The 13,829-nt window shown below is 73.0% G+C and carries 15 protein-coding genes and 2 tRNA genes; 3 read left to right on the top strand and 14 right to left on the bottom strand.

What is annotated here, in order from left to right:
• Positions 1-18 precede the first annotated feature (18 nt).
• Positions 19-2,055 carry a Stk1 family PASTA domain-containing Ser/Thr kinase gene (gene pknB, locus QMQ26_RS18265; protein ID WP_282206377.1) on the top strand — a complete coding sequence of 679 codons (2,037 nt, stop codon included), beginning with the start codon at positions 19-21 and terminating at the stop codon, positions 2,053-2,055.
• A gap of 85 nt (positions 2,056-2,140) precedes the next feature.
• On the opposite strand, the gene QMQ26_RS18260 is transcribed toward pknB, so the two are convergent.
• The 5 genes from QMQ26_RS18260 to QMQ26_RS18240 all read right to left on the bottom strand — a co-directional run bounded on the left by QMQ26_RS18260 (position 2,141) and on the right by QMQ26_RS18240 (position 5,746).
• Complete coding sequence (locus QMQ26_RS18260) at positions 2,141-2,875, bottom strand: class E sortase (protein ID WP_282206376.1); 735 nt, start codon at positions 2,873-2,875, stop codon at positions 2,141-2,143.
• Positions 2,876-2,893: 18 nt separating this feature from the next.
• Positions 2,894-3,853 carry a class E sortase gene (locus QMQ26_RS18255; RefSeq protein WP_282206375.1) on the bottom strand — a complete coding sequence of 320 codons (960 nt, stop codon included), beginning with the start codon at positions 3,851-3,853 and terminating at the stop codon, positions 2,894-2,896.
• A 5-nt stretch (positions 3,854-3,858) separates the two neighbouring features.
• Positions 3,859-4,521, bottom strand: a complete 663-nt coding sequence (locus QMQ26_RS18250; protein WP_100837209.1) for an aminodeoxychorismate/anthranilate synthase component II — start codon at positions 4,519-4,521, stop codon at positions 3,859-3,861.
• Between the two features lie 58 nt (positions 4,522-4,579).
• Positions 4,580-4,750 carry a hypothetical protein gene (locus QMQ26_RS18245; RefSeq protein WP_014137037.1) on the bottom strand — a complete coding sequence of 57 codons (171 nt, stop codon included), beginning with the start codon at positions 4,748-4,750 and terminating at the stop codon, positions 4,580-4,582.
• Positions 4,751-4,975: 225 nt separating this feature from the next.
• Entirely contained in the window at positions 4,976-5,746 is a 771-nt protein-coding gene (locus QMQ26_RS18240; protein ID WP_404814143.1) for a DUF881 domain-containing protein, read from the bottom strand.
• A gap of 154 nt (positions 5,747-5,900) precedes the next feature.
• On the opposite strand from QMQ26_RS18240, the gene crgA reads away from it, so the two are divergent.
• Positions 5,901-6,155 carry a cell division protein CrgA gene (gene crgA, locus QMQ26_RS18235; protein ID WP_100837211.1) on the top strand — a complete coding sequence of 85 codons (255 nt, stop codon included), beginning with the start codon at positions 5,901-5,903 and terminating at the stop codon, positions 6,153-6,155.
• 263 nt (positions 6,156-6,418) lie between these two features.
• Here the strand turns inward: crgA and QMQ26_RS18230 are convergent, their stop codons facing one another.
• A complete protein-coding gene (locus tag QMQ26_RS18230; protein ID WP_282206374.1) occupies positions 6,419-7,225 on the bottom strand; it encodes a rhomboid family intramembrane serine protease in 807 nt (268 codons plus the stop codon).
• 226 nt (positions 7,226-7,451) lie between these two features.
• On the bottom strand, positions 7,452-7,979 hold the full coding sequence (locus QMQ26_RS18225) for a peptidylprolyl isomerase (RefSeq protein WP_100837213.1): 528 nt from the start codon (positions 7,977-7,979) through the stop codon (positions 7,452-7,454).
• Positions 7,980-8,142: 163 nt separating this feature from the next.
• On the opposite strand from QMQ26_RS18225, the gene QMQ26_RS18220 reads away from it, so the two are divergent.
• Positions 8,143-9,066, top strand: a complete 924-nt coding sequence (locus QMQ26_RS18220) for a DUF5324 family protein (protein ID WP_282206373.1) — start codon at positions 8,143-8,145, stop codon at positions 9,064-9,066.
• 74 nt (positions 9,067-9,140) lie between these two features.
• On the opposite strand, the gene QMQ26_RS18215 is transcribed toward QMQ26_RS18220, so the two are convergent.
• The 7 genes from QMQ26_RS18215 to QMQ26_RS18185 all read right to left on the bottom strand — a co-directional run bounded on the left by QMQ26_RS18215 (position 9,141) and on the right by QMQ26_RS18185 (position 13,697).
• Positions 9,141-9,213: transfer RNA gene (locus tag QMQ26_RS18215), tRNA-Ala, on the bottom strand.
• A gap of 110 nt (positions 9,214-9,323) precedes the next feature.
• Complete coding sequence (locus QMQ26_RS18210; RefSeq protein ID WP_282206372.1) at positions 9,324-9,452, bottom strand: DLW-39 family protein; 129 nt, start codon at positions 9,450-9,452, stop codon at positions 9,324-9,326.
• 100 nt (positions 9,453-9,552) lie between these two features.
• A complete protein-coding gene (locus QMQ26_RS18205) occupies positions 9,553-9,942 on the bottom strand; it encodes a DUF6191 domain-containing protein (RefSeq protein WP_318552253.1) in 390 nt (129 codons plus the stop codon).
• Positions 9,943-10,032: 90 nt separating this feature from the next.
• On the bottom strand, positions 10,033-11,067 hold the full coding sequence (locus QMQ26_RS18200) for a hypothetical protein (protein ID WP_282206371.1): 1,035 nt from the start codon (positions 11,065-11,067) through the stop codon (positions 10,033-10,035).
• A 284-nt stretch (positions 11,068-11,351) separates the two neighbouring features.
• Positions 11,352-11,425: transfer RNA gene (locus QMQ26_RS18195), tRNA-Ile, on the bottom strand.
• 16 nt (positions 11,426-11,441) lie between these two features.
• On the bottom strand, positions 11,442-12,824 hold the full coding sequence (locus QMQ26_RS18190; RefSeq protein WP_282206370.1) for an SAM-dependent methyltransferase: 1,383 nt from the start codon (positions 12,822-12,824) through the stop codon (positions 11,442-11,444).
• Positions 12,825-13,049: 225 nt separating this feature from the next.
• Positions 13,050-13,697 carry a DUF3566 domain-containing protein gene (locus tag QMQ26_RS18185; protein ID WP_282206369.1) on the bottom strand — a complete coding sequence of 216 codons (648 nt, stop codon included), beginning with the start codon at positions 13,695-13,697 and terminating at the stop codon, positions 13,050-13,052.
• Positions 13,698-13,829 lie beyond the last annotated feature (132 nt).

Genomic DNA, 13,829 nt, shown 5'->3' with positions numbered 1-13,829 from the left:
GGGGAGAGGGTCGGAGATATGGAAGAGCCTCGTCGCCTAGGCGGCAGGTACGAACTCGGCGGCGTCCTCGGGCGCGGTGGCATGGCCGAGGTGTACCTCGGGCACGACACCCGGCTCGGCCGCACCGTGGCCGTGAAGACCCTCCGCACCGACATGGCCCGCGACCCCTCCTTCCAGGCCAGGTTCCGCCGCGAGGCGCAGTCCGCGGCCTCGCTCAACCACCCGGCCATCGTCGCGGTCTACGACACCGGCGAGGACTACATCGACGGGATCTCCATCCCGTACATCGTGATGGAGTACGTCGAGGGCTCCACCCTGCGCGAACTGCTGCACACCGGGCGGCGGCTGCTGCCCGAGCGGGCGCTGGAGATGACCATCGGCATCCTGCAGGCCCTGGAGTACTCGCACCGGGCCGGCATCGTGCACCGCGACATCAAGCCCGCCAACGTGATGCTGACCCGGCAGGGCAACGTCAAGGTGATGGACTTCGGCATCGCCCGCGCGATGGGCGACGCCGGCATGACGATGACCCAGACCTCCGCGGTCATCGGCACCGCCCAGTACCTCTCCCCCGAGCAGGCCAAGGGCGAGACCGTCGACGCCCGCTCCGACCTGTACTCCACCGGCTGCCTGCTGTACGAGCTGCTCACCGTCCGGCCGCCGTTCGTCGGCGACTCGCCGGTCGCGGTGGCCTACCAGCACGTCCGCGAGGAGCCCGCCCCGCCGTCCTCCTACGACCCCGAGGTCCGCCCCGAGATCGACGCGATCGTGCTCAAGGCGCTGGCCAAGGAGCGCGACTACCGCTACCAGTCCGCCGACGAGATGCGCGACGACATCGAGCGCTTCCTCGACGGCCTGCCGGTGAACGCCGCCCAGCAGGCGGCCTACGGCATGGGTGCGGCCGGCTACGGCTACGGCTACGACCAGGGCGGCGGGCAGTACGACCCGTACGGCCAGACCAACGTGCTGCCCCAGCAGGGCGGCCCGACCACCGTGCTGCCGCCGGTCGGCAACCAGCAGCCCGCCCCGTACGGCGGCTACCAGGACGGCGGCTACGGCGGCGGGGACGACGGCGGCTACGAGGGTCGCGGCAGCCGGCGGCGCGAGGAGCAGCCGAAGAAGAGCAACACCTCCTGGATCGTGCTGGCCGTCGCGGCGGTGCTGGTCCTGGTCGGCGCGTTCTTCGTGGTGCAGTCCATGGTGAAGACCGGCGACAAGGCCGCCGGGAAGACCACCGTCCCGAACCTGGCCGGGCTGAGCCTGGCCGACGCGGAGAACGCGGCGAAGGCGCAGAACGCCACCCTCAAGGTGGTCGCCGGCGACCCGGCCGCCACCTGCGCCGACACCAAGGTCCAGAAGGACCAGGTCTGCACCCAGGAGCCCGCCGCGGCCGGCCAGATGTCCGCCTCCGGCACGATCACCGTGCACCTGGCCGCCGCCGCGGCCCAGGTCGACGTGCCGGACGTCACCGGCCAGGCCAAGGACGCCGCGACCAAGGCGCTCAAGGACAAGGGCTTCGACGTCAAGACCACCTACGCCAACGACGACAAGATCGACCAGGACAAGGTCGTCTCGCAGGACGTCACCGGCAAGGCCGCCCCGGGCGCCACGGTCACCCTGACGGTCTCCTCCGGCCAGCAGAAGGTCAACGTGCCGAACGTGGTCGGCAAGGCCCAGGACGAGGCCACCCAGGCCCTCACCGAGGCCAAGCTCAACTTCACGATCACCACCAAGCCCGTCACCGACAGCACCCAGGTGGGCCAGGTCCTCGACCAGAACCCGAAGAACGGCCAGCTCAAGCAGGGCGGCCAGGTGGCCTTGGTGGTGGGCAAGCAGGCCGACAAGGTGACGATGCCGCCGCTGCAGAACGTCAAGGTCAGCGACGCCATCAACCAACTCACCAAGCTCGGCCTGAGCTACGCCCTGGTCGGCTCGCAGGACCCCAACGGCACCGTGGTCAACACCAACGTCCCGGCGGGCACCCCGCTCAACCCCGGTGACAAGGTCACCCTGTTCACGCAGGCGCCGGACAAGTCCAACGACCCGAAGCCGTAGCACCGGCGCCCGGGACCACGCCGAGGGGCCGCACCGTTCGCAGTGAACGGCGCGGCCCCTCGGCCGTTCCGGCACCCGGCGGCGGTCAGCGCAGCTCGGGCGGCGGGGTGCGCCGCGCGTCCACCGGGTCGACCCGGACCAGTTGGGCCCAGACCGCCATCCGGTAGCGGGAGGTGTACACCGGCGTGCAGGTGGTCAGCGTCAGGTAGCGGCCCGGCCCGGTGAACGGCGAGCCCTCGGGGACGGGCGCCACCACGCCCACGTCGTACTTGGAGGTCTGCGGCAGCGTCCCGGCGACCCGGTAGACGTACCAGGCGTCCCGGGTCTCCACCACCACCGGGTCGCCGACCGCGACCTTGTCCAGGTCGTGGAACTTGGCGCCGTGCCCGTCCCGGTGCGCCGCCAGCGCGAAGTTGCCCTCGGCGTCCCACGGCATCGCCGAGCGGTACGGCTCCTCGTACACCCCGGCCACGCCCTCGTTGAGCACCTCCGCGGTGGTGCCCATCCGGATCAGCGTCTGGTCGCCCCGGCCGAGGGCCGGCACGTGCAGGAAGCCCACCCCGTCCCCCGCCGCGTACTGCGGCACCGGCGCGGCGGCCGCGCCGTCCGCCGGGGGCGCGGCCGGGACGCCCCAGGTCTGCCGCAGCCGGTCCCCCGCGTGCCCGGCGGTCCGGTCGGCCAGCACGTCGGTCCACCACAGCGAGTACCCGACGAACAGCGCCAGCACCAGCCCCAGGGTGATCAGCAGCTCCCCCAGCAGCCCCAGGGCCACCGCCGCCCGTCCGCGCCGCCTACGACCGCCCCGCATGGCTGTGCCCATGGTGCCGTGCCTCGCTGCTCAGTGTCGCCCGGTCAGCGCCTCCGGCTGGCCCTGGCTCCTCGGCCGTTCCTCGACCATCTTGCCAAAGACGATCAGCCTTCCCCGGGCACTGAACTCCGGCGTGCATGTCGTCATGGTGAGGTAGCGGCCCGGCCCGGTGAACGGCGAGCCCTTCGGGACCGCCTGGAGCACCGTCACATTGGTCGGCGGGGTCTCCGGGATGCCGCCGGCCACCTCGTACGTGTAGTAGGCGGTCGCGGTCTCCACCACGATCTTGTCGCCCGGCACCAGCTGGCCGATCTTCCGGAACGGCTGGCCGTGCGTGGTGCGGTGCGCGGCGACCGCGAAGTTGCCCTGCTGGTCGGACGGCATCGCGGTGCCCGCGTAGTGGCCCACCAGGCCGTGGTCGAGCACCTTCTGCTTGTCGGTGCCCTCGGCGATCGGGTAGTCCAGGCCCAGCTTCGGCACGTGGATGATGGCGAAGCCCTGCCCGGGCTGGAAGGCGGTGGGCTGCGGGGCGGGGGCGGCGCCCCCGTCGGTCGGGGCGGCCGGCTGCTGGGCCCACTGCTGCTCCAGCTTGCTGCTGGCGGCCCCGGCGTCCCGGTCGGCCAGCACGTTGGTCCACCACAGCTGGTACGAGACGAACAGCAGCATCACCGCGCCGAGGGTGATGAACAGCTCCCCCACCAGCCGGGCCAGCACCACCCGCTTGCGCTCCTTCGGGCGCGGCGGCCGCGGCCCGGCGGGCCGCCCGGTGGCCCGGCGGCGCCCGGTGCCCGGGGCGCGCAGGCCGGACGAGCCGGCCGCGGCCCGGCGGCGGGCCGCCCGGTCGCCGGTCGGCGGGGGCACCGGCTCGGCCGCCGGGGCGGGCGGCAGCCGCAGTTTCAGGGTCTGCTCGGCCGGGGTCTCGTAGACGCTCCAGTCCCCCGGCTCCCCCAGTTCCTCGGGGACGCCCCCCTCCGGGCGCACGGCGGTCACCGGCGTCAGCTCCGTCCGATGACCGGGGCGAGCCCGGCCGAGCGGCCCACCGCCTCCGGGAAGCCGCACGCGGCGAGCCAGTTGGCGAGCATCCGGTGGCCGCCCTCGGTGAGCACCGACTCCGGGTGGAACTGGACGCCCTCGATCGGGAGTTCGCGGTGCCGCAGGCCCATGATCACGCCGCTGTCGGTGCGCGAGGTGACCACCAGCTCGGCGGGCACGGTCTCCGGGTCGACCGCCAGCGAGTGGTAGCGGGTGGCGGTCAGCGGCGAGGGCAGGCCCGCGAACACGCCGCCGTCCTCGTGCAGCACCGGCGAGGTCTTGCCGTGCAGCAGCTCGGGCGCCCGCCCGACCACCGCGCCGTGCGCCACCGCGATCGACTGCAGGCCCAGGCAGACCCCGAACAGCGGCAGCCCGACCCGGGCGCAGTGGTGCACCATCTCCACGCACACCCCGGCCTCCTCGGGCGTGCCGGGCCCGGGGGAGAGCAGCACCCCGTCGTAGCCCTCCTCGCCCGCCCGCGGCCGGGCGTCGGCCACGGTCAGCCCGTCGTTGCGGACCACCTCGCAGACCGCGCCCAGCTGGTACAGGTACTGGACGATGTTGAACACGAAGCTGTCGTAGTTGTCGACCACGAGAATCCGGGGCGCTCGGCCGGCGGGGGTCATCGCTACTCCTGGGGTACGGGTGCGTCGGGGGACGGACGGAGTCGGAACGGTGCCGGTCTCAGCCGCCGGCGCCCTGGTCCACCGTCACGTTCCCGAAGGGGAGCAGCGGCTCGGCCCACGGGAAGACGTACTGGAACAGGACGTAGACCACCCCGAGGACGAGCAGCAGGGCGATCAGCGCACGGACCGGCGCGGGGCCCGGAAGATGCCGCCAGATCCAGCCGTACATGGTGCTCCTCGGTGTTTCGGGTCGGCACAAGCGTAGACGCCCGTCCGCCCGGCCCAGGAGGGTATCCGCGCAACAGGGCGGTCGCGGCGGGTCCGGGGCGGATTCCGGACGAATCCTGAACGGGTTCCGGTCAGGTCCTGGCCGGGTCCGCGCCGGTCCCGGCGGGTCCCGGCCGGGACCGGACGCGCGGGCGGGCGGGCGCTAGGGCGCTAGGGCGCTAGGGCGCTAGGGGGCCTCCGCGGAGCGCAGGTCGACGGAGCCGGTGTACCCGGGCAGGGTCAGCTCGCCGCTCTCCTGGACCTTCCAGCCCAGCCCGTAGGCGGTCACGTAGCCCAGGTAGTTGCGGATGGTCGGGTCGGCGTCCACCGCGGCGCGCAGCGCCTCCGTCCGGCCCACCGCGCGGATCACGTACGGCGGCGAGTAGACCCGGCCCTGGAGCAGCAGGGTGTTGCCGACGCAGCGCACCGCGCTGGTGGAGATCAGCCGCTGGTCCATCACCTGGATGCCCTCCGCGCCGCCCCGCCACAGGGCGTTCACCACGGCCTGGATGTCCTGCTGGTGGATCACCAGGTCGTTGACGCCGGGCTCGGGGACGCCGGGGATGCGGGCGGTGGCGTTCGGCGGGGCGTCGTCCAGGGTGACGGTCAGCCCGGGCCCGCGCAGCGGGTCCAGCCCGGCGGCCCGCTGCAGTTCGGCCAGCCGGGCCGCGTCGTCCGGGCTCTGCCCCTGCTCCCGGGCCAGCCGGTCGGCCCGGTCCCGGTCGGCGGAGACCTGCTCCGCCAGCTGCTGGTTCTGGGTGGAGCGCTGCTGTATGACGTCGCTGAGCTTCAGCAGCGAGTTGTCGGTGCGCAGGTCGGTGCCGTGCGCGGTCTGCGCGCTGACGTAGAACAGCAGCCCGGCGAGCGCGAAGACGGTGCAGGTCAGGGCACATCCGACAATTCGCCCACGACGGGGCCCCGAAGCCGGGGAGGGCGAAGAAATCGTGGAATCAGGCACCGTACCCTTATCTCCTTACGACCCGGCGAGCCACTACGCTAACGGACGCCGGTGGCATGTGCGGAGGATCAACCGTACGGACCGGCCCGCCATTTGCCGCCCGCCCACGCTGACCCACCCGCGCGGTCACAGCGCATCGACAGGAGAGCCCCTCGTGCCGAAGTCTCGACTCCGCAAGAAGGCCGACTACACGCCGCCCCCGAGCACCGCGACGGCCGTGAAGATCAGTTCCGGCCGGAGCTGGGTGGCACCACTGATGCTGGTGTTCTTCCTGGTCGGCCTGGTCTGGATCGTCACGTACTACGTGACCAGCGGCAACTGGCCGATCAGCAGCTGGGGCAACTGGAACATCCTGGCCGGCTTCGGCTTCATCGCGGCGGGCTTCGGCGTCTCCACCCAGTGGAAGTGACGCCGGCTCCGCCCGCCCGGCGGAACCCGGCCTGATCCACCCGCACCGCCCCGGACAGCGCGCCGGGGCGGTGTCCGGGCTGTCCGCGGCCGGGGCGGGCCGGACCCCGACGGGAGCGTCCGAACGTTTATCCACAGGGTTGTCCACACTGGGGAAAACTCCGCCCAGCCTGTGGATAACTCGCAACGCAGCAGGATAACGCGCGTAGAGCCGGGAAATCCAATCGACGGGCGCGCCCCGGCACCCGCCGACTGTGCACAACCTCACCCCGGCAGGCGCGCCGTCCCGACCAGCAGCATCAGCAGGATCGCCGCCACCGCCCCGGCCAGCGCCAGCCCCTGCACCAGGCTCCGGCGCTCCCGCGGGGCGGACATCATCCCGGCCCCGATGGCGACCCCGGCCACCAGGCCGCCGAGGTGGGCCCGCCAGTCAATGTTGTTCAGCGTGAAGGTGAGCACCAGGTTGACCACCAGCAGCGCGATCACCGGCTGCATCGGCACCCGGTTCGCCCGGAACAGCACCGCGGTCGCGCCCAGCAGGCCGAAGATCGCCCCGGAGGCGCCGACCGAGAACATGTCCGCCCCGTCCAGCAGGTAGCCGAACGCGTTGCCCGCCACCCCCGACAGCAGGTAGAGGGCGAGGAAGCGCCACCGGCCCAGCACCCGCTCCAGCTGGGGGCCGAGCACCCAGAGCGAGAACATGTTCATCAGGATGTGCATCACCCCGGCGTGCACGAACATCCCGCTGACCAGCCGGTACCACTGGCCCGGGCCCTCGGCCACGCCGATCCGCGTCCCGAACGCGTCCGCCCCGCTGCCCATCCCCAGCCGGAACTGCCAGACCCGGTCGACGTACTCGGTGAGCAGGAACACCAGCAGGTTGACGCCGATCAGCACCTTGGTGACCAGCGCCCCGTCGCCGAGCGTCAGCAGCGCGCCGGCCGTGGTCCGGGGCTGCTGCCGGGCCTGCTGCCCGGCCTCGCCCCGCACGCAGTCCGGGCACTGGAAGCCCACCGAGGCGGGCACCATGCACTCCGGGCAGACCGGCTGCCCGCACCTGGTGCAGCTCACCCCCGTCTCCCGCTCGGGGTGCCGGTGGCACCGGGGCAACCCGCTCCCCCGGCCGTCCGCCGACGTCGGCCGCACGGGCTCCTCCGGATGCATCGCCGCTGTCCCTCCTCAACGAAACGGTCCCGGCGCCGCCCCCCGCCGTACGGAACGGGGCACCGCCGGGACCGCCCAGGCTACTGCGCGCACGGGCGCGCGGGGGCCGCCCCGCGGGGCGGCCGGGTGCGGATCAGCCGCGCGAGACGACGACCTGCTCGATCACCACGTCCTCGACCGGGCGGTCGTACGGCTTGGTGGTGGCGGTGGTGGCGATCTCGTCCACGACCTTCCGGCTGGCCTCGTCCACGACCTCGCCGAAGATGCTGTGCTTGCGGTTCAGCCAGCTGGTCGGGGCGACCGTGATGAAGAACTGCGAGCCGTTGGTGCCCGGGCCGGCGTTGGCCATCGCCAGCAGGTACGGGCGGTCGAACGAGAGGTCGGGGTGGAACTCGTCGCCGAACTTGTAGCCCGGGCCGCCGGTGCCGTTGCCCAGCGGGTCGCCGCCCTGGATCATGAAGCCCTCGATGACCCGGTGGAAGACCGTGCCGTCGTACAGCGGCGCGGCGGCCAGCTCACCGGTCTCCGGGTTCTTCCACTCGCGGGTGCCCTCGGCCAGCTCCACGAAGTTGGCGACGGTCTTCGGCGCGTGGTTCGGGAAGAGCTTGACCACGATGTCACCGCGGTTGGTCTTCAGGGTGGCGGTGAGTTCCTCGGCCACAGCAGTACCTTCTTCTCTCTTGCCTGACTATCTGATGAATCATCCCACGCGGCTCGCGGACGGCTCAGCCGGAGGTGCCCGGTCGGCAAGCCCGATGCATGATCTCCTAGCAGGTGGAAAGGTGCGTACCGGACGCCGGACACCCGCCGAGAAGGAGAAGCCCGTGAGCCGTACGGACACCGCGCGCGAGACCGCCGGACGGGCGAAGGACGCCGTGGCGCCCTACGCCGTTTCTGCCAAGGAGGCTGCGCTGCACTACGCGGAGGAGGCCAAGCAGCTGCTCGGCCCCAAGCTGGAGGCGTTCGGCCCCAAGGCCGCCGCCGCCGGAGCCCAGGCCAAGGTCGGAGCCGGCCAGGCCGCGCACACCGCCCGGGTGCAGTACGCCAAGTACGTCGCACCGCACCTGGAGCACGCCTTCGCCAGCCTCCCCCCGGAGACCCAGAAGGCCGCGCTCCGGGCCGCACACCGGGCCCAGGAGGCCGCCCTGACCGCCAAGCTGTCGGCCGGCCAGGCCGCCGGACAGGCCCGGGCCACCGTGGTGCCCAAGGTCACCGAGACCTTCCAGGCCGCCAAGGAGAACATCACTCCGATCGCCCTGGAGGCGCAGACCCGCGGCGCCGCCGCGGTCACCGCCCTGCACGGCCACGTCAGCTCCGCCGAGATCAGCAAGCTGGCCGCCAAGAACGCCAAGAAGCAGCACCGCAACGGCTGGGCCACCGCCCTCGCGGTGGCCGGCACCCTGGCCATCGGCACCGGCGTGCTGGCCTGGCAGTGGTACCGCAAGCAGAACAACCCCGAGTGGCTGACCGAGCCCCCGGCTCCGGCTGCCGCGCCCACCCTCTCCCCCGTCCCCTCCGGCACGGCCGCCACCGGCACCACGGCCGCCGCGGACTCCACGGCGCCCACCGCTCCCGGCAGCGCGGCCGGCGGCCCGGTGGGCGGCACGGTCGGCGGCGCGGTGCTCAACGGCTCCGTCCCGCTCGACGAGCCCGGCGCACCGGCCGACCCGGAGGTCGCCTCCCGGTCGGAGGACGAGCACGCCGACGACGACCACCCCAAGCCGCACGACCCGCGCAAGCCGCACTGACCCCGCCCCGGAAGTCCCCGGGCACGCGAACGGCCCCCGACCTGTTCACCAGGTCGGGGGCCGTTCGTCGACTGTGGAGCCTAGGGGAGTCGAACCCCTGACATCTGCCATGCAAAGACAGCGCTCTACCAACTGAGCTAAGGCCCCGAGCAACGGGGACAGCCTACCCGCTCCCGGGCAGCCGCCCACGCGGGTTTCGGACCGGCCGCGGCCCGTGCTCCGCGGGCCGGTCCGAGAAAGACTTCGTCAGTCGGCGCTCAGCGGTCGGCGGGGACCGGGTCGGTCGCCTCGGTCCACAGGTCCTGCTCGGCACGGTCCGCCTGGACCTGACGGTAGACAAAGAAGCCGCCGAGGGCGACCAGGGCGACCAGGAGAAGCTTCTTCACCGCGGGACCTCGTCCTTCTTGCTTACTTGGATGTAGGAGCACGAACCAGCGGCCAGGGTGCAGACCGCCCTGGGGCCGATGATACACACCGGTAACCCCTTCAAGAGCGGCCCCCGCCACCGCCAACCGACCGATCCGCCACCGGCTTTGACCCACCGACATCAGTACGATCGTCCGACTGCGAACGCTCGGCCCGGATCACCGCGACCCCGCCGTCCAGGTCCACCGTCGAACGCGGCGGAGCGGCATCGCCCTCCTCGTCCCGGAGCATCAGCGTGGTCCTCCGCTGCTCCAGCTCGGCCTGCTTACCGGCCGCGAACTGGGCGTGCAGCTGCTCGAACCCGGTCGCCGAGACCTGGCCCTCCCGCCCCGTCCCGCGCCAGGGCACCCAGCGGCTCCGGCGCGCCCGCAGCGCGAGCTGGTCCACGCAGGCCAGCGCCACCAGCGCGCAGACCAGGCCCGGCAGGCTCATCGCCCAGAAGAACCCCATGCCCCGAGAACGCGCCCGGGCGCGCCGCCGTTCCCGCCCGACGACGCGCCCCCGTACTCCTGCGACCGGCTACCGGCCACCGCGTACCGGCTACCGCTTGCGCCGCCGCAGCCGGGCCAGCTCGCGCCGGACCGCCCGCACGTCCGCGGACAGGACGTCCAGCCGGGTGTCCAGCCCGTCCAGGCGGGCCTCCTGCCGGGAGGTCCGCTCACCGAGCGCGGTGGTCAGCAGCCCCTGCGCGTCGAGCCGCCGCTCGATCGACCCGGCCGAGACCACCAGCCCCGAGACTACGGCCGGCAGGTCCTCCGCCGTGAAGGCGAACTCCGGCTCCTCGGCGTACCCCGGCACCACCGGCTCGAACTCCCCCGGCCGGTGCGACTCGAACGGCTCCATCCCGTCGATCCGCCGCCGCCAGTCCTCCACCGCCGGGTCCCGCCGCCCCGCCTCGTACTCGTCCCACCGCAGCTCGCTCCACCGCCGCCACGGCCGCGCCCGGAACGCGTGCACCACCGGCGGCACCACCACCGGCCGCGCCGCCGCCTCCACCGCGTCCAACAGCCGCCCGCGCACCCGCCGGGCCACCTCGCTGTCGCGCAGCAGCATCGCGACGTTCAGAACGGCCCGCCGCGAGTAGAGGGCGACGCCGTTGCCGCCGCCCTGGGGACGGCCGTAGGGGCTGTCCACAGGCGGGGACCAGCGGGGGGCCTCCGCGCGGGGGCTCCCTTCACCTCCTTCGGCACCGCTGACCTGCCAGAGTTTCATCATGAAACTCTGGTCCTCGGGGTCCTCGGCCGGGTACGCCGGTCGCCCGGCCTCACCGGACTGCCGGTCGGCCTCCTGCGGGCCGCTGACCTGCCAGAAGTACTTCTTGTAACTCTGGTCCTCGAAGTTATCCACAGGCTTGAGGACGGTGTACCCGTTGCTCTCCAGCTCCTGCCGGTGGCGTCGGACCACCGCTCGGATGATGTTCTCGCCGACCTCGAAGTAGTCCGCCACCATCCGCGTGGTGACGTACAGCCCGTCGGGCAGCAGGACGAGGGCCTTGACCTCGTCGAGGACTTCGGTGCGCTCGCACAGGCCGCTTCGGAGCGTCCTGGATTCGAGCAGCGCGGCTTCCATGGACATGGGAGTGCCTCACAGGGTGGAAGAAGACATGACGTGGGAACCGCCCGATCGCCCGGGGCGGGCGGGGCCGGATCATCCGCCGGCCGGAGCAGAGGTCGCGTTACGTCCCACGTCACCCAATGGCCGGTTCTGTCGCCCGGCCATCCCCGACTTCACATCAGTTTCGAGTCAGCTCACCCTGTGTTGCCTCTGCGCACCGGGCATAACGAGCGGGCGGGCGGGAGGTTACGGGGCGGAACACGTCGAAGGCCCCGATCACCAGGTGATCGGGGCCTTCGCGCCGGTGGGCCTAACAGGACTTGAACCTGTGGCCTCTTCCTTATCAGGGAAGCGCTCTAACCGTCTGAGCTATAGGCCCTTGCCGCACTGAAAGATTAGCGGACCGACGGCCGATCTCCCAAATCCGTATCCCGGGCCTCCTCCGGACGGTGCTGCTCAGCGGGCTCGGCGGACTCGGCGAGCCACTCGGGGCGGGTCGGGGGGAGGCCGGAGCCGCCGACGGGGGTGGGGCGGACGGCGAGGACCTGGTTGACGCCGATGTGGTTCTGCTCGAAGGAGACGGCGGAGGCGGCCATGTAGAGGCGCCAGACCCGGGCCCGGCCGCGGCCGGCCAGGGCGACGGCCTCGGGCCAGCGCGCCTCCAGGTTGGCGACCCACTCGCGCAGGGTGCGGCCGTAGTGCTCGCGCAGGGCCTCGACGTCGCGGACCTCGAAGCCGGCCTGCTCCAGCCGGGAGACCGTGGTGCCGACGGGGGAGAGCTCGCCGTCGGGGAAGACGTAGCGGTCGATGAAGGGGGAGAGCCGGTACGCCTCGCCGGGCGGCAGCGGGCGGCGGGCGATCTGGTGGTTGAGCAGGCGGCCGCCGGGGGCGAGCAGGCCGTACAGGTGGCGGGCGTAGACCAGGTACTGGGCGGAGCCGACGTGCTCGGCCATGCCGACGCTGGAGATGGCGTCGAAGGGGCCGTCGGGGATCTCCCGGTAGTCCTGGAGCCGGATCTCGATCCGGTCGGCGAGACCGGCCTCCGCGACCCGCTGCCGGGCCAGCGCGACCTGCTCGGTGGAGATGGAGACCCCGACCGCCTCGACGCCGTAGTGGCGGGCGGCGTGCAGGACCAGCGAGCCCCAGCCGCAGCCGACGTCCAGCAGGCGCGTGCCGGGGCGCAGGCCGAGCTTGCGGCAGATCAGGTCGAGCTTGGCGGTCTGGGCGTCCTCCAGGCTCTTGGCGGCGGGCTCCCAGTAGGCGCAGGAGTAGACCATGGTGGGGCCGAGGACGAGCCGGTAGAAGTCGTTGCCGACGTCGTAGTGGTGGCTGATCGCGGCGCGGTCCCGGTGGCGGCTGTGCAGCCGGCCGCGGCGGCGCCCGACCTCCTCGGCGGGGGGCGCCGGGTTCGGGCCGAGGAGACCCTGCCGCAGGGCCGTGCCGAGCAGCCGGCGGCCGGGGGCGCCGAGGTACTGGCGGGGGCCGACCTGCGGGCGGGGGGCGTCCCGGTCCTCGGCGAAGGAGGAGACGGCGGCCAGCACCTCGTACAGGTCGGTGTCGGGGGCGACTTCGAGGTCCCCGGAGACGTAGGCGCGGGCCAGGCCGAGCTCGCCCGGGGACCAGAGCAGCCGGCGCAGGGCGCGGCGGTTGCGCAGGACGATGGTGGGGGCTCCGGACGGGCCGGCCTCGGAGCCGTCCCAGGCGCGGACCCGCAGCGGGATCGGACGGCCGATCAGTCCCTCCACCGCGTCGACCAGTTGCTGTGCGTGCTGCGCCATGACGGCCCCTCCGACCAGTCGTTCCCGTCCGGGACGCCCGGTGACCGCCGGAGGCGGCCGGGCGGCCCGCTGACCGTTCCCGTTCTTCCACCTGTCTCTGCACTGCGGGCCGGAACGCGGCCCCGGCACGCCGGGCGGTCACCCGATTGCACCGGGGACGACGAAGGGCCCCGGAGGCTTCAACAGCCTCCGGGGCCCCGGGAATTCCGCCTGGCTGACGCGGAATCAGTCTTCTTCGGCGAGGGTCAGTTCGATGCCGCCGGTGAAGCCCGCCGCCGAGTTGTAGATGAACGCGGCGAGGGTGGCCAGCGCGGTCATCAGGACGATGTCGACCAGCGCGATCAGCACGGTGAAGAGCATGACCTTGCCGAACCCGATGTAGTCCATCAGGTCGAAGGCGCCGGAGCTGTCGCCGCCGCTGCCGGTGACGTCCTTCAGGGTGCTGCTCAGCGAGGAGAAGACGCCGAGGCCGTCCAGGGTCATCCAGAGCACCGCGGCGGCCACGATGATGATCACGCCGAGGGCCAGCGAGAGCAGGAAGCTGACCTTCATCACCGACCACGGGTCGGCCTTGGTGACCCGCAGCCGGGCCTTGCGGGTCCGGCCGGTGCCGCCGCCGGACGGGCCGGGGCGGCGGGGCTGGCCGCCGCTCTGCCCGGGGGCGCCGGGAGTGCCGGGAGCGCCCGGGACGCGGGTGCCGCGCGGCGGGGTGGGCTGGCCCTTGGCGTAGGTGGTGGGCTGGGAGAAGCCGCCCGCGGGCGGCGCGCTCGGCGGGGGAGGCGGGGTCTGGCCCCCGTAGGACTGCTGGGCGGTTCCGCCCGGCCCGCCCGCCAGGCCGCCCGTGGCACCTCCAGCACCCGTGGCTCCGCTCACCGTGGTCCTCCCGAACCGTCCGCCAGGGCGATCGCACCGCCCTGGTCCGTGTTGTGCTCGTGCTCCGCGTACCCCGGTGGCCCGCGGTCAGACCGTGGTGCCCGCCCCGCCACCGGCGGGGCGGGCACCACG

It is taken from the genome of Kitasatospora fiedleri (assembly GCF_948472415.1).
In the GTDB taxonomy this organism is placed as follows: domain Bacteria; phylum Actinomycetota; class Actinomycetes; order Streptomycetales; family Streptomycetaceae; genus Kitasatospora; species Kitasatospora fiedleri.
Note: the sequence above shows the minus strand (reverse complement) of the source record. Positions and strands in the feature narration are given on the sequence as shown.